The 20,049-nt window shown below is 70.2% G+C and carries 21 protein-coding genes and 2 pseudogenes; 10 read left to right on the top strand and 13 right to left on the bottom strand.

What is annotated here, in order from left to right; translation table 11 throughout:
• Positions 1–6: 6 nt before the first annotated feature.
• Genes ACFQ7F_RS06065 through ACFQ7F_RS06080 form a run of 4 tightly spaced genes read left to right on the top strand, consistent with a single transcriptional unit; the run spans position 7 to position 2,576 of the window.
• Positions 7–912, top strand: coding sequence for a hypothetical protein (locus ACFQ7F_RS06065; protein ID WP_383266986.1), 906 nt, complete (start codon positions 7–9; stop codon positions 910–912).
• Positions 912–1,139 (top strand): Trm112 family protein, encoded by a 228-nt coding sequence (locus tag ACFQ7F_RS06070; RefSeq protein WP_383266787.1) that lies wholly within the window; start codon positions 912–914, stop codon positions 1,137–1,139. The genes ACFQ7F_RS06065 and ACFQ7F_RS06070 overlap by 1 nt, the downstream gene beginning before the upstream one ends.
• A complete protein-coding gene (locus tag ACFQ7F_RS06075) occupies positions 1,136–1,975 on the top strand; it encodes an FkbM family methyltransferase (RefSeq protein WP_383266789.1) in 840 nt (279 codons plus the stop codon). The genes ACFQ7F_RS06070 and ACFQ7F_RS06075 overlap by 4 nt, the downstream gene beginning before the upstream one ends.
• Positions 1,956–2,576, top strand: a complete 621-nt coding sequence (locus ACFQ7F_RS06080; protein WP_383266792.1) for a hypothetical protein — start codon at positions 1,956–1,958, stop codon at positions 2,574–2,576. Before ACFQ7F_RS06075 ends, ACFQ7F_RS06080 begins: the two co-directional genes overlap by 20 nt.
• Before the next feature lie 29 nt (positions 2,577–2,605).
• Here ACFQ7F_RS06080 and ACFQ7F_RS06085 read toward each other — a convergent pair.
• A pseudogene (locus ACFQ7F_RS06085) lies at positions 2,606–2,863 on the bottom strand (ATP-binding protein); the annotation flags it as partial.
• A gap of 53 nt (positions 2,864–2,916) precedes the next feature.
• Here ACFQ7F_RS06085 and ACFQ7F_RS06090 point away from each other — a divergent pair.
• Both ACFQ7F_RS06090 and ACFQ7F_RS06095 read left to right on the top strand, forming a co-directional pair.
• Positions 2,917–3,150 (top strand): Scr1 family TA system antitoxin-like transcriptional regulator, encoded by a 234-nt coding sequence (locus ACFQ7F_RS06090; protein WP_383266989.1) that lies wholly within the window; start codon positions 2,917–2,919, stop codon positions 3,148–3,150.
• A 10-nt stretch (positions 3,151–3,160) separates the two neighbouring features.
• Positions 3,161–3,352 (top strand): hypothetical protein, encoded by a 192-nt coding sequence (locus tag ACFQ7F_RS06095; protein WP_383266795.1) that lies wholly within the window; start codon positions 3,161–3,163, stop codon positions 3,350–3,352.
• A 1,323-nt stretch (positions 3,353–4,675) separates the two neighbouring features.
• Here ACFQ7F_RS06095 and ACFQ7F_RS06100 read toward each other — a convergent pair.
• From ACFQ7F_RS06100 to ACFQ7F_RS06125, 6 genes are all read right to left on the bottom strand, one after another.
• Positions 4,676–5,866: a Cmx/CmrA family chloramphenicol efflux MFS transporter gene (locus ACFQ7F_RS06100; RefSeq protein ID WP_383266798.1), complete on the bottom strand. Its 1,191-nt coding sequence runs from the start codon at positions 5,864–5,866 to the stop codon at positions 4,676–4,678.
• A 182-nt stretch (positions 5,867–6,048) separates the two neighbouring features.
• A complete protein-coding gene (locus ACFQ7F_RS06105) occupies positions 6,049–6,933 on the bottom strand; it encodes a RimK family alpha-L-glutamate ligase (protein ID WP_383266800.1) in 885 nt (294 codons plus the stop codon).
• A 119-nt stretch (positions 6,934–7,052) separates the two neighbouring features.
• Positions 7,053–7,748: a response regulator gene (locus tag ACFQ7F_RS06110; protein ID WP_383266991.1), complete on the bottom strand. Its 696-nt coding sequence runs from the start codon at positions 7,746–7,748 to the stop codon at positions 7,053–7,055.
• 32 nt (positions 7,749–7,780) lie between these two features.
• Positions 7,781–8,992 carry a sensor histidine kinase gene (locus ACFQ7F_RS06115; protein ID WP_383266803.1) on the bottom strand — a complete coding sequence of 404 codons (1,212 nt, stop codon included), beginning with the start codon at positions 8,990–8,992 and terminating at the stop codon, positions 7,781–7,783.
• A 152-nt stretch (positions 8,993–9,144) separates the two neighbouring features.
• Positions 9,145–9,879, bottom strand: a complete 735-nt coding sequence (locus ACFQ7F_RS06120) for an HAD family hydrolase (protein ID WP_383266805.1) — start codon at positions 9,877–9,879, stop codon at positions 9,145–9,147.
• Between the two features lie 158 nt (positions 9,880–10,037).
• Complete coding sequence (locus ACFQ7F_RS06125; RefSeq protein ID WP_383266808.1) at positions 10,038–10,334, bottom strand: hypothetical protein; 297 nt, start codon at positions 10,332–10,334, stop codon at positions 10,038–10,040.
• Positions 10,335–10,575: 241 nt separating this feature from the next.
• Here ACFQ7F_RS06125 and ACFQ7F_RS06130 point away from each other — a divergent pair, with 241 nt between their 5' ends.
• Entirely contained in the window at positions 10,576–12,270 is a 1,695-nt protein-coding gene (locus ACFQ7F_RS06130) for a protein kinase (protein WP_383266811.1), read from the top strand.
• 19 nt (positions 12,271–12,289) lie between these two features.
• Here the strand turns inward: ACFQ7F_RS06130 and ACFQ7F_RS06135 are convergent, their stop codons facing one another.
• The 3 genes from ACFQ7F_RS06135 to ACFQ7F_RS06145 form a co-directional block, all read right to left on the bottom strand.
• Positions 12,290–12,661, bottom strand: a complete 372-nt coding sequence (locus ACFQ7F_RS06135; RefSeq protein WP_383266994.1) for a DUF488 domain-containing protein — start codon at positions 12,659–12,661, stop codon at positions 12,290–12,292.
• 437 nt (positions 12,662–13,098) lie between these two features.
• Positions 13,099–14,334: an acyltransferase family protein gene (locus ACFQ7F_RS06140; protein ID WP_383266814.1), complete on the bottom strand. Its 1,236-nt coding sequence runs from the start codon at positions 14,332–14,334 to the stop codon at positions 13,099–13,101.
• Positions 14,331–16,736 (bottom strand): glycosyltransferase, encoded by a 2,406-nt coding sequence (locus tag ACFQ7F_RS06145; RefSeq protein ID WP_383266817.1) that lies wholly within the window; start codon positions 16,734–16,736, stop codon positions 14,331–14,333. Before ACFQ7F_RS06145 ends, ACFQ7F_RS06140 begins: the two co-directional genes overlap by 4 nt.
• A 407-nt stretch (positions 16,737–17,143) precedes the next feature.
• Here ACFQ7F_RS06145 and ACFQ7F_RS06150 point away from each other — a divergent pair, with 407 nt between their 5' ends.
• Entirely contained in the window at positions 17,144–18,268 is a 1,125-nt protein-coding gene (locus ACFQ7F_RS06150; protein ID WP_383266819.1) for a pentapeptide repeat-containing protein, read from the top strand.
• Between the two features lie 263 nt (positions 18,269–18,531).
• On the opposite strand, the gene ACFQ7F_RS06155 is transcribed toward ACFQ7F_RS06150, so the two are convergent.
• The 3 genes from ACFQ7F_RS06155 to ACFQ7F_RS06165 form a co-directional block, all read right to left on the bottom strand.
• Positions 18,532–19,026, bottom strand: a complete 495-nt coding sequence (locus ACFQ7F_RS06155) for a hypothetical protein (protein WP_383266822.1) — start codon at positions 19,024–19,026, stop codon at positions 18,532–18,534.
• Positions 19,027–19,207: 181 nt separating this feature from the next.
• Entirely contained in the window at positions 19,208–19,399 is a 192-nt protein-coding gene (locus ACFQ7F_RS06160; RefSeq protein WP_383266825.1) for a hypothetical protein, read from the bottom strand.
• A 57-nt stretch (positions 19,400–19,456) separates the two neighbouring features.
• Positions 19,457–19,642, bottom strand: coding sequence for a hypothetical protein (locus ACFQ7F_RS06165; RefSeq protein WP_383266828.1), 186 nt, complete (start codon positions 19,640–19,642; stop codon positions 19,457–19,459).
• Between the two features lie 7 nt (positions 19,643–19,649).
• Between ACFQ7F_RS06165 and ACFQ7F_RS06170 the strand changes: the two are divergent.
• A pseudogene (locus tag ACFQ7F_RS06170) lies at positions 19,650–19,826 on the top strand (DNA-binding protein); the annotation flags it as partial.
• The gene (locus tag ACFQ7F_RS06175) at positions 19,823–20,032 is read left to right on the top strand and encodes a DUF397 domain-containing protein (RefSeq protein WP_383266831.1); all 210 of its coding nucleotides are present in this window, start codon (positions 19,823–19,825) and stop codon (positions 20,030–20,032) included. The pseudogene ACFQ7F_RS06170 and the gene ACFQ7F_RS06175, both read left to right, overlap by 4 nt.
• Positions 20,033–20,049: the final 17 nt, after the last annotated feature.

A 20,049-nucleotide genomic window follows, 5' to 3' on the forward strand; every position in this document is an offset into this window, starting at 1 on the left:
TGGGGTGTGACCGCCGCCCTCCTTGCGAACGTCCTCTACAGCACCGGGTTCGTCCTGGAGAAACGTGCCCTCACCGCCATGCCGTCCGTCAGCGTGCGCAGCCCGGCACGGCTGCTCAGGCAGGTCATCTCGAGCCCTCTGTGGATCGGCGGATCGCTCGCGCTCGCCGCCGGGTTCGGCGCGCAGCTCGCCGTCTACCGGACGCTGCCCATCGCCGCCGCGCAGGGCATCTTCGTATCCGGGCTCGTGCTCCTGCTGCTGCTCTCCTCCGTGCTGCTCGGGGAACAGACGTCAGGCCGCGAGCGGTACGCCGTCGGGGCCATTCTCCTCGCGCTGCTCATGGTGGTCCTCTCGCTCAGCGAGGAGTCGGACACCGTCAGCCGCAGCGCGCCCGTGCCGCTCGTCCTCATGGTCTGCCTGCCCTCGCTCGCCGCGGGCGTCCTGCTCTACGGGTCCGCCGAGCGCCGCTCGAAGCACCGGCACCGCCTTCCGACGACGGGCGTCGAGTACGGGGTCGCCGTCGGGCTCCTCTACGGAGTCAGCTCGCTCGCCATCAAGGGCGTGTCCAGCTACCTGACCACGCAGGGCCTCGGCTCGGCACTGCTCCACCTCCTCGCATCTCCGTATCCGTATCTCCTGCTGTTCACCGGCGCGTTCGGCCTGGTCATGTCCCAGGCGGCACTGCAACGCTGCCGGGCCTCGCTCATCGTTCCCGTATGCACGACGGTTACCGCGCTCTTCACCGCGGTACTCGGGACGCTGGCGTTCGGCGAGCCGCTGCCCGACGAACCGCTGCGGCTCGCCCTGCGGATCGCGGGCACGGCGCTCGCGGTGTCCGTGCTCCTCGCCATGCCCAAGCATGACGCGCCGCCGCCTCAACCAACGCCCCCCACCAAGGAGTTGACGAGCTGATGAACCCCGAAGATCCGTTGCTGAAGATCCTCGCCTGTCCGCTGGACAAGGGGCCGCTGCATCTCCTGGAGCCCGCGGACCCCCTCGTACCGCAGGAGGTCCTCTACAACCCGCGCCTGCGCCGCCGCTACCCCATCATCGACGGCATACCGCAGCTCCTGCCCTCCTCGGGTGAGCAGCTGTCGGAGGACGAGCACGAGCAGCTCCTGAAGCGGATATCCACGTGACGGGCCCCCCTAGGACCGAGGCGAGCCCCCACAAGACCGTGGCCGCCCGCCTCGCCCCGCACCTCCCCGCCCGGCTTGTCGGCGCCCTGGCCCGGCTCGTCTACCCCCGCTTCGAACCGGAGCTCGCCCGCCTCGCCGACCTCTGCCCGCGCGGCTGCGGCACGGCGGTGGACGTCGGCGGCTGGTACGGCCCCTGGTCGCGCCGCCTGGCCTCGCGGGCGCGCCGCGTGGTGACCGTGGAGCCCGTCCCGCATCTGGCCCGGCTCCTGGAGACCTCCACGCCCGGCAACGTCCGGGTGATCCAGGCCGCGGCCACGGACCGCCCCGGCACGGCACGGCTCTGGCTGCCGCAGGGCGACCGCGGGGACCGCGGCGTCTCCTCGCTCATCCGCAGGGACATCCACGCCGAGGCGGTCGACGTGCCCTGTCTCACCCTGGACGGGCTCGGCCTGCGCGACGTCGACTTCATCAAGATCGACGTGGACGGCAACGAACTCCCGGTCCTGCACGGCGCCCACGATCTGCTCACCCGTGACCGGCCCGCACTCTTCATCGAGCTGGAGTCCCGTATCCAGCCGATCAAGCCGATCATCGAGCTGCTCACCCGCCACCACGGCTACCAGGGCTGGGTCCTGCCCCACCACACCTGGCTGCCGCTCGCGGACTTCGACCTGGAAGCACACCAGAACGACACGTCGTACGTCGTCTCGCAGGGGCTGCTGCGCAGAGTGCTCACACCGCGCAGCCCCCGGTACGTCAACTCGGTACTCTTCCTTCCCGGCGGGCGCCGCCCGGGAGCGGCGGCGGTGCGCGACCATGGAGCGCATGTCCGCTAGCTCCGCACCCAAGCCTTCCGGCCCGTTCACCCCGCTGGACTTCCAGCTGGTCCTGTTGCGCCGCATGGCCGACCACAACCCGGACCTGGTGGAGGCGGCCCGCCACGAGCTCGGCGTCTCCATCGCGGACATGCGCGAGGCCAACCGCCGCTGGCAGGCGATGACCCGCTCCGCCCGCTCGCGCGGCACGGTCTCCCGCTACCGCTCGGTGCTCGGCGCGCCCGAAGCCACCGTGGCCCGGCAGATCGGCGACCTGGAGTGCGAGGCCCTGCTGTGGCCGGTGCCGCTCTGGCCGACCCTGCGCTTCGAGGTCCTGCGCGCACCGAACGGCGCGGTGTGGAACGAGTGGCTGATCCGCACGCCCGGCACCCCGGGCCCCGCACTCCACACGGTGGACGACCTCACCCCCTGGTCGTGCACGGTCGACGAGGCCGCCCGCGCGTTCGCCCCGGCCCGCCCCATGGAGGGCACGGCACCCACGCGCTGGCGGCTCGCCTTCACGGCACCGGACGGGGCGGGTCAGCCGCGGCGCTGCGTCGCGGAGTTCACGTGGGGGCTGCTCCAGCGACTGTCGTTCCCGGAGTCCCCCGCCGAGGGCTGACGCCTGCGTCGAAGGACCGCGGGACCGAGTCAGGAACCGGGCGGCTGCCCGTACTCCCGCGCGCCCTGCCTCGGCAGGACCGCCCACATCCGGGTGCCGCCGCCTGGCTCCCTCGCGTCCCCGAAGCCCCACTCGCCACCGCAGGCCCGCACGACGCAGGCCAGTACGCGCAGGGCCGCGCGGCGGCGGGTGTCGCAGGCCGCCGCGAGGCGGGGGTTGGTATGGCGAGGGTGACCGTCGTAGAGAATCACCCTCAGGGCGCCGTCGCGGTATCGCAGGCTGACGTACACCACTGCTACACCTGGCCGCCAGGTCCGAGCACGACTCCATCGACGTACGCATCGTCCCCAACACGGCGGGCGGGTTCCCTGGAGCGGGCCACGCGCTCCTGTACGCGGATGGGGCGGTGCCCCAACTCGACACCGTGCAGCTGGACTCCGCACATGGGCCCGAATTCACCCACGCCGCGGCTCAGCTCACGAAGTACCGTGCCCACCTGGACTGGATGGAGGAAGCCTCGCTGCCCGCACCGGCATCACGCGAGCTCATCCGCAAGGTCGCACGCGAACACTAGGGGAGACACCGTGCCGAGCATCAACTGGGAAGACCCGTACTGCGGCGAGGGAAACAACTGCTTCCGCCTCGGCACCGACGGCGAAGGCAACGCCTACATCGCGGTCGCCGGACAGGAGGACAACTACCTCACCGACACCGACGAAGCCCTCCGCACCCTGATCCACGAGATCAAGGCAGGCAAGGCGGACCACCTGCTCTAGCCAGGGCTTTGCTGTACCTGCGTTGGGGTTGGCACCGGGGCCGTCCGGTTGTCCCGAGATTGGCGGTTACGGGCCGGGCGTAAAGGGCGCTCCTACGTCGCGTCGGCTACGCCGATGACCCTTCGGGCCACCCTTGACACCCGTCCCTCCACCGCGCGAGGGAAGACGACCGGACGGCCCAGGGGCGGGACTCTCGACCACTCACGGCGGGCCATCCGGTATGCCTGCCGGGTGCGGACTGGTTCGTTTGGGGTGGCGGGGAGTGGGTGAGGTGCGCGGCCGCTCCGGGGAGGGGGCCCGGTCTCGTCAAGCGGGTGCGGACTGGTTCGTCGGGGGTGGCCGTCAGGGTCAGGGGCGCGCGATTGCTCCGGCATTGGGTCCCGGTCTCGTCAAGCGGCTGCCGACCGGATCTTCCGGGGGGCCGTCACGGGCAGGGCGCCGGTAGCGGCAGCCCATGGCGGCGGGAGGCGCCTCGCGATCAGTAGCCCGGCGCTGCGAAGGGCCATCCGCAGACGGACCGAAGTGGATTGCAGCGCGGATTGCAGGAAAGTCCCACGACACGCCGAGTAGGGAGCGAGATCGGTGGGACTTTCCTGCATCCACGCTCGGCCCATGCGCCGCGCCGCACCTACTTTGGCAAAGTTGCGTTCTGACAGAAGGGGGGCGCACGCGTTGCGCAACGCGCCTTCTCGAAATTAGGTGCCGGACCCCCCGCCGGAACAACCGGCCATCGACAGCAGCAAGCTGCGCACCGCTAGCCTCCAGTCGCCAACCACCTGACGAACCCCGCACCCAGCAACAGGCGGTGACGCATCCCGCCCCGCGACGGCCACACGCGACGGGCCGGTTGGCAGCCGCTGACGAGACCGAGCCCGCCCCGGGGCGACCGCGCACCCCTCCCCCGGACGGTCCCCCAGAAGATCCGGTCGACAGCCGCTTGACGGGACCGGGACCCCTCCCCGAACCGAACGCGCGCACCTCACCCACTCCCCGCCGCCCCCAACGAACCAGTCCGCACCCGGCAGTGAAACCGAAGACCGCAGGTAGCTGTCCCGAGAGTCCCGCCCCTGGGCCGTCCGGTCGTCTTCCCTCGCGTGGTGGAGGGACGGGTGTCAAGGGTGGAGCGCAGCGGAATCGGCGCAGCCGACGCGACGTAGGAGCGCCCTTTACGCCCGGCCCGTAACCGCCAATCTCGGGACAACCGGACGGCCCCGGTACGAATGCAGCGCCGGGTCACTCGAAGCCCCCGCCCCGCCCTAGCCAACTCAACTTCGCACACCTCTCCGAGGCCTCGGCGGCGGTGAGCAAGGCCGCCGGGGCCGGCTAGGCGTCCAGGGGCCGCCCGCGGTCAGTCGCCGTGTTGCGTCGCGGCGGCTGGCGTCGGCGCAGTGCGACCGTCCCGGTCACGAGGGCCAGCGCCACGAGCAGCGCACTGACCCACAGGGGCGACCGGTGGCCGAGCCCCGCCACCAGGGCGAGGCCTCCGCCCACAGGCCCGATCGCGGCGCCCACGTTCAGCGCGGCCGTGGCGAAGCCGCCCCCGAGCGTGGGGGCGCCGCTCGCCGCGTACAGCGCCTGGGTGATCAGCGCGGAGCCGACGCCGAAGGACAGCGCGCCCTGGACGAGGACGAGCACGACCGCAGCCACCGGGTTCCCGGCGGTCAGCGCGAAGAGCACCCACCCGGCGAGCAGCGCCACCGCGCCCGTGAGGAGGAACGGCACCGGTCGCGCGTCCGCGTACCTCCCCGCGACCGTGACCCCGATGAACGATCCCGCGCCGAAGAGCGCGAGCAGCGCGGGCACCCAGCTCTCCGAGAAGCCGGTGACGTCGGTGATGACCGGTGAGAGGTAAGTGAACGTACAGAAGGTCGCGCCGTTTACCAGCGCCCCGAGGAGCAGGGTCACGACGAGCCGCGGCGCGCGCAGCGACCGCAGCTCACGGAGCGCGCCCGTCCCCTGCCCGGCGGGCGCACCGGCGGGCACGGACCGCAGAATCGCGAGGACGGCGGGCACCGACACCAAAGCAACCGCCCAGAACGCGGACCGCCACCCCCAGAACTGCCCGAGCAGTGCGCCGCCGGGAACGCCCGCGACACAGGCGAGGGTGACGCCGCCGAGCAGCACGGACGTGGCCCGCCCCTTGGCGTTCGGCTCGACCATGCCGATGGCGGTGACCAGGGCCACCGCGAGGAACCCGGCGTTGGCGAGCGCACCGACGACGCGGGTCACGAGCAGCACGGCGAAGCTGCTGGTCAGAGCGCCGACGACATGGACGAGCAGGAAAGTGACAAGGAAGGCGAGCAGCGCGGTCCTGCGCGGCCGGCGACGGCTGAGGACGGCCATCACCGGGGCACCGATGATCATCCCTACGGCGAAGGCCGAGGTCAGGGTGCCCGCTGTCGAGAGGGATACGTCGAGGTCGGCGGCGATGTCGGGGCCGAGACCGGAGAGCATGAACTCGGAGGTGCCTTGCGCGAAGACGGCAAGTCCGAGCATGTAGAGGGAAAATGGCATGAAGGTGCTCCGCAGGTGGCCGATGGCCAGGAAGGGGAAAGTCAGTCCGCACGACAGCGCCCTGAAGGGGCGCGGGGAACTACTCGGCCACCGGACATGCCGGGCCGGTGGCTAGAGTCTGTCGGACTCGGGACTGGACATGGCGGCAGGCTAATCAGGCCGCACACAACACGTCCACCCGATTAACTCGCAGCGGTCAGAATCTCCTCCGTCACGGCTGCCAGCGAGGCCCGGTGCAGGTCGAGAAAGAGATTCGGCTCGACGAGTTCCAGCTCCATGACGCAGGGCGCGCCGTCATCCGCCCCATCGACGAGGTCAACACGCGCATACAGCAGCTCGGGCGATCCCGGGACGGCCGCCAACGCCCGCTCGGCAAGGTCGAGTTCGGCGGACGTCGGCTGCCAGGCCCGGAGGTCGGGATGCGGCATCTTCTCGTCGTAGTACGCCGCCCCCGGCGCAAGCACCGAGCCCTTCTGTATGGCGTGCAGGAAGCGCCCGCCGACGTAGACGAGCGCGCGCTCCCCGGTCTCGTCGATGCGCGGCATATAGGGCTGCACCATCGCGGTCAGCCCCTGGCCGTGCATCCGCTCGATGTGCCGTACGGCAGCCTCGTACGCGCCCTTCTCGTACCGGGCGGCCAAGCGCGCGCCCGCCCCGGACGCGGGCTTGAGGACGAACTCGCCGTCGTCCGGGATCTCCAGCGGGTCACCCGGCGCCAAATAGCGGGTCGGCACGACGGGCACTCCCGCCGCTGCCAGTTCCTCCAGGTACCGCTTGTCGGTGTTCCACCGCACCACGGACGCCGGGTTGGCCAGGACGGTGAGCCGCGCGACCCGCCCCGCCCAGGCCACGAACTCGGCGACGCGTTCGCTGTAGTCCCAGGCGGACCGGATGACGACGAGGTCGAACCGCTCCCAGTCGACCCGCGGGTCGTCCCAGGACACGGTGGCGACTTCGGCACCCGCCGCGCCTAGCGAGCGTGCCAGCTCGGGGAGGTCACGGTCGAGGCCGGTCTCCAGCTGAGGCCTGCTGGTGACCAGGGCAATCGTGGGGCGGTCTGGTGACACGGAGGCCTCCTGGGTTCGGTTGTACGCCCCACAGGCTAACCACTAGTTCGACGTGTCCCCGACAACGCCCTTACCCAGGTCAGCGGAGTCCGGCTGAGTCCGCCGCAGCCCGGTGGAGTTCAGCGGACCGCCCCCACCAGACCAGCCTCGTACGCGATGATCACCAGCTGCACACGGTCGCGCGCACCCAGCTTGGCGAGCAGGCGGGTGAGATAGGTCTTGGCGGTGGCGACGCTGATGAAGAGTTCGGCGGCGATCTCCGTGTTGGAGAGGCCCCTGCCGACGAGGCTCAGAACCTCGCGTTCGCGGTCGGTGATGCCCGTGATCGTGTTCTGCGTACGGGAGTTGGGCCGCGGTCGGTCCGCGAACTCCTTGATCAGGCGGCGGGTGACGCTCGGGGCGATCAGGCCGTCCCCCGCGGCGACCACGCGGATCGCGGCGAGGATGTCGTCGAGCGCCATGTCCTTGACCAGGAACCCGGCCGCGCCGGCGCGCAGCGCCCCGTAGACGTAATCGTCGTCGTCGAAGGTGGTCAGGACGATGACATGGGTGTTCCCGCTGGGGCCATCGGTGATCAGGCGGGTGGCCTCGATGCCGTCCATGCCGGGCATGCGGATGTCCATCACCACGACGTCCGGCCGCAGTTCCTCGGCCAGCCGGACGGCTTCGGCACCGGTGCCCGCCTCACCCGCGACCTCGATGTCGGGGGCCTCGGTGATGACCATGCGCAGGGCGGCGCGTACGAGGGGCTGATCGTCGACGAGTACGACACGGAAAGGCGCCGGGGCCACCGTCGGGTGGCTCTGCACGCTCATCGGACCCCCGCCGGGTGGCTGGCTCTGCTCACTCATCGGACCTCCGCCGGTACGGGCAGCCGCGCCGCGACCCGGAAGCCGCCCTCGGGGCGTGGCTCGGCGGAGAACTCGCCGTGCAGCAGGCCGACCCGTTCGCGCATGCCGAGGAGGCCGTAGCCGCTGTCCGGGGTGCCTCCGTGGCCGCGTCCGCCGTCGATCACCTCGATGGACAGTTCCTCGCCGCGGCAGTCGACGGACACCCGGCACGAATCGGCACTCGCATGACGTACGACATTGGTGAGCGCCTCCTGGATGATGCGGTACGCGGAGATGTCGACCTCCGGTGGCAGCGGCCGGAGTTCGCCGAGCCACCGTACGTCGACGTGGACCCCGGCGGTGGTCGTCGTTTCGGCGAGGCGGGCGACGGCTGCGAGGCCGGGCTCCGGGCCGAGGGGCGCCTCCTCCGCCCTTCCCGGCTCCGCCTCGCGCAGGGCGCCGAGCATGCGGCGCAGGCCGGCCAGCGTCTCCCTCCCTGTGGACTCGATGGCGGTCAACGCCTCGCGCGCTCCCGCCGGTTGGGTGTCGATGACCCGGCGCGCGGCACCCGCCTGGAGGGCGATGACGCCGATGCTGTGGGCGACCATGTCGTGCAACTCCCTTGCGATGCGGAGACGTTCGGCGGTGACGGCCTGGACAGCGGCCCGGGAGCGCAGATTCTCCGCGTACACGCGGGCCTGATGCACGGAGTTTCCGATGAGCCAGGCGACGACGGCGGTCAGCGCGATGTACGGCTCCGCCGCGATGCCGTCGTCCCGTCCGAAGCCGATCACCTCCCGTGGGGCCCAGAGGGCGAACAGCGCACCGAAGGCCAGGGCGCACGCGAGCAGCGAGGTCCGCCGGGAGTTGTGGGCCGTGATGAAGCCGAGGGCGACCGTGACCGGCAGGTACACCGTCGGCACTGTCTCCGTCTGGTGCCACGCCACCATCGAGGCGCCCGTGCCCGCGACGAGCAGGGCCATCGCGGTCAGCGGCCGACGGCTCAGCACCGCGCAGCCCGCGAGGGCCAGTGCGGTGGCAAGGAGGAGGAACAGTTGGGCCGCGTGGCCGTCCATGCCGTGCCGCGGATAGGAGTAGGAGACCCCCTGCCGGGGCGGCATCAGCACGTACTGGACGAGTGGGTAGACCGTCACCCCGCACCACGTCACCGCCGTCCAGACGCCCAGGGGTATGCGCTTGAGCAGGGGAAGTCGTGGCGTGGCGGGCATGCGCCGAGCGTAACGACGCGGACCAGGGAGGTCATCGGACCGTGGCTGTACACCCGTGGTCGACCATGGTCGCCCTCTTCGCGGCGCTCCTCCTGCCCCTCCTGCTCCTCCTGCTCCCCGTCGTCCTCACCGACGGCAGTGCGGCGCCGTGATCAGTGAGGCCCGTCGACGAGACGGAGTACGGCCCGCAACCCCCGCACCGCCCCCGGCGCCGCGCCACCCGGCAGCACATAGGACCGCAGACCCGCGCCCGCGGCCCCGCCGTCCTTGGCGGGGTGGTCGCCGACCATCAGGGTGTCCGCGGGGGCCACGCCCAGCTCCGCGCACGCGTGGCCGAAGAGCCGCGGGTCGGGCTTCTCCGTGTTGTGTTCGTACGAGTGGACCCAGCTGCCGAACCAGCGGTCGAGGCCGCGGCGGGCGAACGTCGGCCGCAGATCCCAGCCGACGTCGCTGACCACCCCGAGCGCGATGCCGCGCGCGTCGAGTTCGGCCAGCGTCCGCTCGGTGTCCGCGTACGGCAACCAGTGCTGCGGCGAGCGGAGTTGGTCGTAGAGAACGTCGGCGAAGGGAGCGAGCACCGGAGCGGAGGCGTACCAGGTGGTGAAAGCGTGGCGGTGGGCCTTGGACGAGACGTCGCGTGCGCGCTGGGCCTCCACGACGACAGGGTCCGAGAGGCCCGCCTCCAGGGAGGTGAGGATGGCGTCCATCGTGGGCTCGTCCACCGGGTCGGGCAGAGCGGCGCGGATGCGGTCCTCGTACGGCTCGATCTGGAACAGCGTCCCGGAGAAGTCGAAGAGCACCGCCTTGGGGCGCGTCACCGGGGCGGGGGCGACGGCGCGGATGGGGCCCTCGGGGCCGGAGACAGGCAGGAGCCGGGGAGTTGACATGGGGCCTCCCTATCGGCCGCCGCGTAAGACCACGATGAAGACGCCGCGCCGCTCTCCGGCGCACGGCTCTGCGCACGCGGCGCCCCGGGGGAGCGAGGCGCCGGTGCCGCATCCGTTACGGGACGGCCCGCGGAGCGGCTCCCGGAACGGCGGGTGACTCAGAGGATGAAGACGCTCTGAGCCGTCTCCGTGTAGTACGTCTCGCCCGGGAAGACGAGCCACTCGACCGGGCCACTGCAGTCGGGGCCCGAGTGGACCTCTGCGATGGCGTCGGTGTGGTTGGCCACCGAGGACGGGTACCAGTCGACGGGGTAGCAGCCGCTCGGGTCGCCGTACTCGTTGCCGTTGACGATCAGGACACCTTCCGCCGCGTACGCCGATCCCGGCACCGCGATCGTCAGGGTCGCGGCGGCCGTGAGCGCCCCCAGGGTCACGGCCATGCGTCGTCGCATCATGTTGAGATCCCCTCCACCGTGCGGACCGCTCCCGACGCGATCCACGCTGAAGTCACCCACGGTAGGCGATCAGGCACGCCACGTATCCGGCGCGTGGAGGCGCTTGCCGCCAGCATGTGCGCCGTTCACTTCCCCTCACTCGCCTTCACTTCCATTCACCGCTCGGTCACGCCACTTACGCACCACGGTCACCAATCGGCCCAACTGCGCCATTTGCAACGTGAGTTCGTATGATGCGGCCATGGCAAGTCACGGGGATCACATAGCGGGGCGCTACCGCATCACGACGCCGCTCGGGCGCGGCGGCATGGGCACGGTCTGGCGCGCACAGGACGACCTACTGGGCCGGGCCGTCGCGGTGAAGGAGCTGCACGTCGACGCGGGGCAGTCGGCCGCCGACGCCGCGGGCAGGCGCGAACGCACGCTGCGCGAGGCGCGCACGGTCGCGCAGGTGAAGCACCCCGGCATCCTGGTCCTGCACGACGTCGTCCAGCACGACGGGCAGCCCTGGCTCGTGATGGAGCTGATCGACGGCCGCTCGCTCGCCGACCGGATGGCCCTGGAGGGGCCTGTCCCGCCGGCCGAGGCGGCCCGGATCGGCCTCGCCCTGCTCGCCGCACTGCGCGCCGCACACACGGCCGGGGTTCTTCACCGTGACCTCAAGCCCGCGAACGTCCTCCTGGAGGCGGGTACGGAGCGCGTGGTGCTCTCCGACTTCGGGATCGCGCAGGTCGACGGCCAGACGACACTCACGGAGACGGGCGCGTTCGTCGGCTCCCCCGAGTACACCGCCCCGGAGCGCATGTCGGGGAAGCGCACGGGTCCGGAGTCCGATCTGTGGTCGCTCGGGGTGCTGCTCTGCGCCGCCGTCGAGGGCGAGTCCCCGTTCCACCGCGACTCGGTGGCGGGGGTCCTGCACGCCGTCGTCATGGACGAGATCAGGATCCCGGATTCGGCAGGCCCGCTGACTCCCGTCGTACGCGGCCTTCTTGAGCGGGATCCCGAGCGGCGGCTCGGCGCGGACGAGGCCGAACAGGCCCTGCGCGGCTTCCTGATGGAGGAGCGGATGCCCACCGTGCCCCGCACCCCGGTGGCCCCCAGGCCCGCACAGCCGCCCACGCCCGACGACGCGATCGTCCTCGGCTCGGCCCCCGCACCGGCCGCACGCCCCCGGATCCGCACGGCCCTCCTGGCCGGCGCCCTGGTCGTCGCCCTCGCGGCGGGCGGCACCGGCGCCTGGCTGATGACGCGGGACGACGACTCCGGTACGAAGTCGCAGGCGACGGGAAGCGGCGGCCCCGCGAACGAGGTCCGCGAGAAGCGCAAGACCAAGGAACCGTCCACGAAGCCGTCCAAGATCGCCGACAAGCCGAAGAGCCCGGGCAAGAAGAGCCCCGCCGCCCCCAAGCCGTCCCCCGAAGGCACCGGCAAGGAGACCCCGGCCGGGACGAAGGCCCCCGGCAAGCCGGGCGGCGGGTCCGCCGACGATCCGGCCCCCACGGGCTACCGCACGGTCTCCGACCCGACAGGCTTCAAGATGGCGACTCCCACCGGCTTCGTCCGCTCGTCCGAACCGCCCCGCGTCTTCTACAACTCGGCGGACAACCGCTTCCGCATCGGCGTCCACCCCCAGCCGCTGGACCCCGATGGCCCCGAAGCGGTGATGCGGCAGGCGCACAAGGACGGCCCGTCGGACTACCCCGGCTACCGCGACGGATCGGTCCGCCGGACCACGCACAACGGCCACCCCGCCGCGGTCTGGGAGTTCACCTGGGACGGCGGCTCCGGCGACGGCGGGCCGCGCCGCACCTTCGACCTGAGCTGGGACGAGGGCGGCAAGATGTACGACCTGTGGGTCTCCGCACCCGCAGGCCAGGCCGCCGCGGGCGAACGCCACTTCATCGAGGCGCACCGGTCCTTCACGCGGGCGGGCTGACGGCAAGGGGGAGACTCCCTCAGGCCGGCCTGTCCATCAACGCGCCCCGCAGCACCGGCAGATGGCCGTGCTCCACGTCCTTCACCGCGGTGACCAACGTGACCGTTCCGGCGGCCGCCAGTTCCCGCAGGTGTTCGATGCCTTCGCGCTGCTCCGGGCCCGCCAGCTCGGCGCGGTAGCGGCGCTCGAACTCCTCGCACTGGTCACGGTGCTGGTGGAACCAGGTACGCAGCCCGCTGGAGGGCGTGACCTCCTTGAGCCATTCGTCGACGGCCGCCCGCTCCTTGGAGACGCCTCGCGGCCAGAGCCTGTCGACCAGGACGCGCACGCCGTCCGCCTCGCCGGGCGGGTCATACACGCGGCGCACGGGGAACGTCTCGGCGGCCTTCATACGCCCGTCATCCATACGCCCATCGTCGCGCCCCACCGCACCCGCCGCATCTCGAAAATACGAACAGGGGAGCAGTTGTTCCCTGGAACAGGTGATCGTTGCGTCAGGGATTGCATGTGACGCATGTGATTGACGATGATTACGGAACGCAAGCAACGGGCTGCAGACCGTAGTTGCCGCGTATCCGGTCCATGTCCCATACGAGGGCCGGGAGTTGCAAGATCCTGAGCACGTCCCACAAGGAGAAGCACCACCATGAACATCATCACTGACGTCGTCGCCGGTATCGCCCACTTCCTCGGCTGGCTGATCTGACGTCACCCGGCAGTTCTCGCAGCGACGCCGCCTCCCCCGTCCCACGGGGAGGCGGCGTCGCCGCGTCGGTACAGATCAGAGTGCAGATCAGAGAAAGCCAGGGAAGACCAGGGAAGACCAGGTCAGCGCGTCGGGTCCGGATAGAAGTCCCGCGCCGCGCCGCTGGCGTCCTTCGCCTTGCCGAGCAGGCCCGCCGGATACTCCACGAGCCAGTAGCTCGCCGCCCCGACCGCAAGCGCGACCGCGAAGACGATCAGCGCGGCGACCGGAAATCCCGCCTGGCCGGTCGGCACGAGACCGGACTTGATGAGCTGCAGCATGACCGGCTCGTGCCAGATGTAGACGCTGTAGCTGATCAGCCCGACCGCCGTCACCCAGCGTGCCCTCAACAGGCCGTGCCAGCGCACCTGTTCACGCGGGCGGACATGCAGTGTCGCGTAGAGCAGCGCGCACCAGAGCAGGGCCGCGATCGGGTGGTAGAAGGTGTGGGCGAAGTTCTCCGCCTCGGAGAGGTACGACAGGGCGTAGAGCCCCGCGAGCGCCGCCACCGAGAGCGGCACCGTCGCCCGCGCGCTCATCCTGCCCCGCTCGCCGAGCGCCACGAGCAGCACCGCGAGCGCCATGCCTGCGGCGAAGCCCCCGAAGCGGGCCTGCGGGCCGAAGTACACCGGCCAGTTGGTGTGCGGCACCCCGACGACGTAGTGCGCGACGGAGATCCAGACCAGCGGCAGCGCGAAGAGCGCCGCACACCCCGTCAGGCATACGGCGACCCGCGCCCGCCGCGTCTCAAGTCTCCGGCAGACCCGTACCGCGAGCGGTCCGAGTGCGACGAGCGCCAGGTAGAAGGCGACCTCCAGGGACAGCGACCAGGTGGGCCCCAGGGTGTAGAAGATCCGCTCCTGGTCGAAGATGTGCGTGAACGTGAGGTGCCCGACCAGGTCGCGCCAGTCGCCCGGCAGCGTCGGATTGCGGCCGGCCCAGACGACGAGCACCGCCAGGAAGTACAGCGGCAGAATGCGGATCGCCCGCCGGAAGAGAAAGGTCTTCCCCGTGCGGATCGAGCCTCCGTCGATGGCGGCGCGCGCGTACGACAGCGTGAGCAGGTACGCGGACATCACGAAGAAGAGGTCGATCACCTCAAGCGAGATCAGCGCGCCGACCCAGGGACTTTCGATCGGCGGGTGCGAACCGGCCGCGTCGTACGTGTAGTACTCCTGCCACACGTGGAAGAGGATCGTGCTCAGGGCGGCGAGGCCGCGATACCCCTGGAGTTCGAGGGCGCGCCCGCGGGACGCGGGCGGCTCGACGGGAGCCGCCCCAGTCACCTCGGTGGGCCGCACCGCCGTCAGCGCGCTCATGTACGCACCGCCGTCTCCGCGACCGCCACGGTCTCGGGTACGGCGACAGCCGCGCGCGGCGTCACCCGCCACTGCCGGTCGCCGAGCGCCTCCTTCAGATGCGCCTGGCGCGCCACCATGTTCTTGAAGTGGGTGTAGAAGAACGTCGACACGAACAGGTAGTGCCAGAACCACGCCTTGCGGCGGCGCAGTTCGGGCACCGCGAGCCGCCACGCGAAGGCCGCCTGCACCACCCCGGCCGACATGGTGAACGCCGCCGCCATCAGGCAGACGGGCACCGCCCAGTCGAGACGGTCGGCGCCGCCCGCGCGCCACGCCGCGTGCACCAGGATCGGCAGGATCTGGAGCGTCAGCCACGGCTGGACCTCACGCCAGCCGAGCAGCGCGAACAGGCCCGCCTTCTGGCGCCGCGAGTACACCGGCGAACGCAGCGCGCCCCACAGGTGCCGCAGCGAGACCTGGAGCCAGCCCTGTGCCCAGCGCGAGCGCTGGTTCCACAGCGGGCGCAGCATCGTGGGCGCGAGTTCGCGCGAGATCAGCGTCCGGTCCATGGCGATGCGCGCGCCTTCGTTCAGGGCGCGCATCGTGGAGTCGATGTCCTCGGTCAGCATCGAGCCGTGCATCCGGGTCCTTGCGAGCAGATCCGTACGCCAGAAGCCGTTCGACCCGCCGAAGACCCCGAAGCCGTACATCCTGGTCCGTCCTGGATGGCTGACCGCGTAGATCGTCTCGAACTCGACGCCGACCGTCCTCGCGACCCAGGAGCTGTCGCCGTTACGGACCACGCAGTGGCCCTGGACGACGTCGTAGCCGTTGGACAGCCAGTCCCACGCGTGCCGGAAGGCGTTCGGGGCGGGGTGGTGGTCGGCGTCGAAGATGCCGACGAACTCGCCGTGCACCCGCGTCACCGCCGCGTTGATGTTCTGCGCCTTGGAGGTGCTCCCGGCCACCGCGAGCAGCACGAGGCGCGGATCGCGGGCCGCCATCTCGCGCAGGGTCTCCTCGACGGGCAGCGGGTGCGGGGTGTTGTACGCGAGGACGATCTCCAGGTCGCCGGGGTAGTCGAGGCGCAGGAACGACTCGACGGTGTCGACGATGGTCGCGGCCTCGTTCGGCAGGTACGCGGCGATGACGGCGCTGGCGGACGGATAGGGCTGGCCAGGGCGTTCGGGCCTGGACGTCGCGTCGAGGGAGAACAGGCACTCCAGCATGATGAGCAGGGCGGAGAGCACGAGCCCGGCCACCACCACCCAGTACGCGAACCCGGCGGCGTCCCAGCCCAGTTCGTACGCCTGCTGGTAGAGCACGAACGGCACGCCCACGCCGAGCACCAGCGGAAGCACCGGGGACAGCAGCCGGGTGGCCCAGGTGAGCAGCAACCTGAGTCCGGCGCGGGCCCGGCGGTGGGGGTGCGGGGCGCTCGTCCGCATCCACGGTTCGTAGCGCACCGGGCGCAGGTCCCGGTGGCGTACGGCCTCGGAGACGGCGTCCCGCGCGTGCTCGGCAGCCCGGGTGTGATCGGCGTACTCGGCGAGCGGTGTCCAGCCGACGGCCGGGGTGAGCCGGACGTTCTCGTCGGCGACGACGAAGCGCGTCCCGGCCACGGACACGGCGAACTCGCGCAGGCTCCGCGTTGCCGTCTCCTCGTCGACACCGGGCATGAGCACGAGGAGCTGCCCGTCCTCGTCCCAGCCGAGCCGGTCGCAGACACCCCCGAGTCGTTCCGCCACACCGGCGAGCCGCTCGGCGACCTCCCGCCGTACACGCGGCCCGAGGCGTGTCTCCAGGGCCGCCATCTCGGCGACCCCGACCACGGCGAGTACACCGCCGCGCCGGGCGGCGGACGGCCTGCTGAGCTCGCGGTCGAGTTCGTCCATGAAGTGCGGCCCCGAGTAGAGGCCGGTACGCGGATCGCGCAGCAGGTTCTCCACCGGGACCGGGACGCGGTGCAGCTTGGCCGCTATCCGCGCCGAGAGCTCGCGCGGATCGGATGCCTCCGGCAGGCAGTCGTCGGCGCCGTGGCTCAGCAGATCGGCGACGGTGGCGGGGGCGTGGGTCCGGGCGGCGGTGACCATGAGCAGCGGGAGCGCCTGCCCGGCGGGATCGGCGCGGACCTCGCGTATGACGTCCAGACCTTGGCGCTGCCCGTCAGGGCCGTCGTCGAGGGCCACGATCACGTCCGGTGGCGCCTGCCTGACCTGGCGGTGTACGTCGCCGGGGACGGCGTGGGTGACCTCGTACCCGGTGAGCCTCAGGGTCCGGGTGAGCAGTTCACGGCTGGGGCCCGGTGCGCCGACGGCCAGGACGTGGCCTCCGGGGGCGCGAGCAGGCGCGGGCGTGGGCAGGGGTGAATGACTTTTGGGGCGCGCGCGAACACGCCCGGCGGGCGGTGAAAGAGACATCTATGGGGTCCCATCCTGTTCGGATTGTGGGGGGGAGGACCGCTTGGATTCTGATTTTGATGCAGATATGGATTTCGTTGAGCCGCCAACTAGCCCTGAAACGCGGGCCAATCGGCCCCATCAGCCTCAACGATCACTGTGACACCGCACCTTCAGGGGCGTAACGCCTGCATTACGTCTGCGTGCAGGGAGTGAGCAGGCCCCGGAGCCTTGCGCACTGCCATCACCGGCTCCGCCGAGTTCGTCCTCAAACGCCGGACGGCACATCGGCGTGAGAACCCGTCTCTAATCCTCGCGGGTGCCAGCGGATGGGGACCGATGCGGTCTGTTGGCGCACCCGTTTGAGGCAGCATGCCGCGGCGTATCCTGCGTGCATCGCCAGCGGTCGACGTGGAGGCGGTGAGGGGATGGCCAGGCCCACGAGACAGCGGCGCGCCCTGCCCGGCCACCCCAAGCGCCAGCAGGAACGCCAAGGTACGCGTCTCACCGTCCGGTCGTGGGCTGTCAGCGTGGTTGTGGTGTGCGGCAGCCTGCTCCTGGTCGTCTTCGTCACCGTGGTGGCCCCCCGTTATCTGCTGAGGTGGGACGCCCCGGCCATACCTGTTTCAGACCGGGCGAAGGCGATCAATGACATCCGAGCCACGTTGCTGCAGGGCCTGGCCGGTCTTGCCTTGCTGATTGGTGCGTTCTTCGCCTGGCGGCAGTTGCAGGTCAGCAGCCAAAGCCAGATCACCCAGCGCTTCACTGCAGCTGTGGACCAACTCGGCAGCCCCAGCCCAGAAGTACGGCTAGGCGCGATCTTCGCCCTGGAACGCATTTCCGACGACTCGCAATATGACCGCGTGACCATTGCGGAGGTGTTGTGCGCCTTCGTCAAGCGCAGCGGACCGGCCGATCCGATCGCTGCGCGGCCGGAGCCGCGGGACGCGGCTCACAAGCGTGAACTGGCCTCTCTTCCCGGCCGTGAAGACCCTCTGCCCGCCCGCTTCGCTGATCGTCAGGCGGCCATGACAGTCCTCGGCCGTCGGACGAGGGCACGGTACCGACACGTGCTGGAACTGGACCGAACTGATCTGCGAGGTGCGAAGCTGGCCTTCGCTGACCTCGCAGATGCCGATCTGCACTACAGCGACCTCTCGGGTGCGAATCTGGAGAGCGCAGACCTGCGAGGTGCGGATCTCACCGGCACCTGGCTGGCTGGGGCCTTCCTGGGTGGCGCCCGACTGCACCAGGCCGACCTGCGGTCCGCGATTTTGTGGCACACCCGGCTTCAAGGCGCCGACCTGAGGGCAACAGACTTGACCGGTGCCGACTTGACCGGTGCGATCCTTAACGGCACTCGACTCGATCAGGCTGACCTGCGCGGCGCCGACCTGACCGGCACCGAAGCCTCTCGCGTCAGCCTCGCAGGGGCTGTCGGCGACGCCACAACGGTCTGGCCTGCTGGTTTCGATGCCGCTGCCGCCGGAGTCGTCACGGCCGATGACAGTGCGCCACCCCTTCGTCCGCAGTCCTGGTTCGACCTGCCGTGATCAGAACCCGCCCGCGATCAGCCACATCGGCGATAGCGCGACATCAGAACATTCATCACGACGTTGTGCCCGCCGCCTCCGTGACACTTCAAGCAGCTTGGACGGTCCCAGATGATCGAGGGTTAGCTGCGTTGGGCTGGACGGTCGGCCGGGTGATCTGATCAGAGGTTCAAAGACAGGCTCTGACCTTGATGCTGGTGTATCGGCCGGAGGCAATCAACAACTGTCTGGTGGGCACCAGTCTGCCCCTGTCGGCTTGATCGTCAGAACGTGCCGAAAAAGCGATGCCACCAGCTAGGCCTCTCAACGTGCCAGGGTAGCTGGCTCGGCCCGTCGTAGTTGAGTTCCAGGAGTTCCTCAGCAACCACTACATATCCGAGCTCGACCAATGCTCGATTGACCTTGGCAAGGTCAGCGTCATCCAGCTCGCCCTCATCCTGGGCGTCCCCCGTCCCGAGGAAGGCGCCGGGGTTGTCCGCGCAGACCAGAGCCAGTGAGCCGAACTTGCTGACAGAGACGACGATCCGGGTTCCGCATACGGTCGCATCCCCAGGGACGACGATGCGTCCGTATTCGCTGGAGTCTTGAGTGTCACGCTCAGCCGCGCAGCGAGCTGCGAAGTCATCTTCGAGCCGGGTCACCAGCCCCCCGAACAGGGCTGCGGTCTCAATGCGGTTGTAACGCTGCGGCCATTCCAGCCACTCCGGATCATCGAGCTCGCGCAGCAACGCCAGCAGATCCGCTTCACTCTCGGTCACGCCGTCATCCTGAAGGGCCAGCCATACACGGAGCGGGTCGGGGTACCACCACGCTCACTTTGCCCCCGAGAATACCCATTCAAGCTCAGTAGTGGCTCACGTGAGGTTAAAACTCAAGCTGAGAGAGCCCCGCCCATGTGCCACAGAGGCAGCACACGGACGGGGCCGTATGGTCGTGGTCTCAGACCGTCCAGGAATCAGCCGGGTCGTCCACCCACACGCTTTGCCCTTCCGCCGTAACGGTGAGCCCGAAGCGGTCGTATCCGGGTTTTCCTTTGTCCACCCACCACCGGTAAGCCGATTCGGCTTCATCCCATAGTTGGCGGGCGCCGGATTGCCACACCTGCGCTGGTTCGCCGTCGCGGAACATCACGCACGCCCATGAGTGGTCAGTGAGACCGTATAACCACACGGGCCGTGCCCCCTCGCCCTACTCCGCCATGACGTGAACGCAGTCACGGAGCCGAAGCCCCACGGCGAACCGCTGGGGACTGAACTGCTCTCCCATGAATTCGCCCTCCGTGATGGTGGTGGACGACTTGTCACGGCCGGCCACGCTGCCGCTCACGTAGTCGGAGTGCACGACGGGCGAGAGACGTTGAGCTCGCGCCTTCATGAACTCCACTCTCGCCGACCGTTCAATGGTCGCGTACGCAGAGTCCGCAGTGCGGGGTCACCTAGACCGGAATACCGGGCTCGTTCTGCCCATGCTGACGGCCTACCATCAGCTACAGGCCGAAGCGATGCCCCAGGCGGCTTCCGTGGCCATGGTCGAACAGCTTCGAAAGGGCGCCCCGTGACGACCGAAGACCCGCAGTGGTTCACGTCCTCGTACAGCAGCAACGGCGGCGACTGCATAGCGGTCGCCGGAAACCTCGTCGCTTCCTGCGGCGTGGTCCCCGTCCGTGACTCCAAGAATCCGTCCGGTCCGATTCTGGGCTTCCCCGCCGGATCGTTCGCTTCCTTCGTGGCGAGCGTCAAAGCTGGAGAGTTCGGGGCCGTCTGACAAGTCGAGTAGAGCAG

The organism is Streptomyces sp. NPDC056486 (assembly GCF_042795295.1).
Classification (GTDB): domain Bacteria; phylum Actinomycetota; class Actinomycetes; order Streptomycetales; family Streptomycetaceae; genus Streptomyces.

Excerpts from the sequence above, each read along its gene's own strand:
- ACFQ7F_RS06070 (WP_383266787.1), top strand. The coding sequence starts at position 912 with ATGAACCCCGAAGATCCGTTGCTGAAGATCCTCGCCTGTCCGCTGGAC.
- ACFQ7F_RS06080 (WP_383266792.1), top strand. The coding sequence starts at position 1,956 with ATGGAGCGCATGTCCGCTAGCTCCGCACCCAAGCCTTCCGGCCCGTTC.
- ACFQ7F_RS06100 (WP_383266798.1), bottom strand. The coding sequence starts at position 5,866 with ATGCCATTTTCCCTCTACATGCTCGGACTTGCCGTCTTCGCGCAAGGC.
- ACFQ7F_RS06110 (WP_383266991.1), bottom strand. The coding sequence starts at position 7,748 with ATGAGCGTGCAGAGCCACCCGACGGTGGCCCCGGCGCCTTTCCGTGTC.
- ACFQ7F_RS06115 (WP_383266803.1), bottom strand. The coding sequence starts at position 8,992 with ATGCCCGCCACGCCACGACTTCCCCTGCTCAAGCGCATACCCCTGGGC.
- ACFQ7F_RS06120 (WP_383266805.1), bottom strand. The coding sequence starts at position 9,879 with ATGTCAACTCCCCGGCTCCTGCCTGTCTCCGGCCCCGAGGGCCCCATC.
- ACFQ7F_RS06125 (WP_383266808.1), bottom strand. The coding sequence starts at position 10,334 with ATGATGCGACGACGCATGGCCGTGACCCTGGGGGCGCTCACGGCCGCC.
- ACFQ7F_RS06130 (WP_383266811.1), top strand. The coding sequence starts at position 10,576 with ATGGCAAGTCACGGGGATCACATAGCGGGGCGCTACCGCATCACGACG.
- ACFQ7F_RS06135 (WP_383266994.1), bottom strand. The coding sequence starts at position 12,661 with ATGAAGGCCGCCGAGACGTTCCCCGTGCGCCGCGTGTATGACCCGCCC.
- ACFQ7F_RS06140 (WP_383266814.1), bottom strand. The coding sequence starts at position 14,334 with ATGAGCGCGCTGACGGCGGTGCGGCCCACCGAGGTGACTGGGGCGGCT.
- ACFQ7F_RS06145 (WP_383266817.1), bottom strand. The coding sequence starts at position 16,736 with ATGTCTCTTTCACCGCCCGCCGGGCGTGTTCGCGCGCGCCCCAAAAGT.
- ACFQ7F_RS06150 (WP_383266819.1), top strand. The coding sequence starts at position 17,144 with ATGGCCAGGCCCACGAGACAGCGGCGCGCCCTGCCCGGCCACCCCAAG.
- ACFQ7F_RS06165 (WP_383266828.1), bottom strand. The coding sequence starts at position 19,642 with ATGAAGGCGCGAGCTCAACGTCTCTCGCCCGTCGTGCACTCCGACTAC.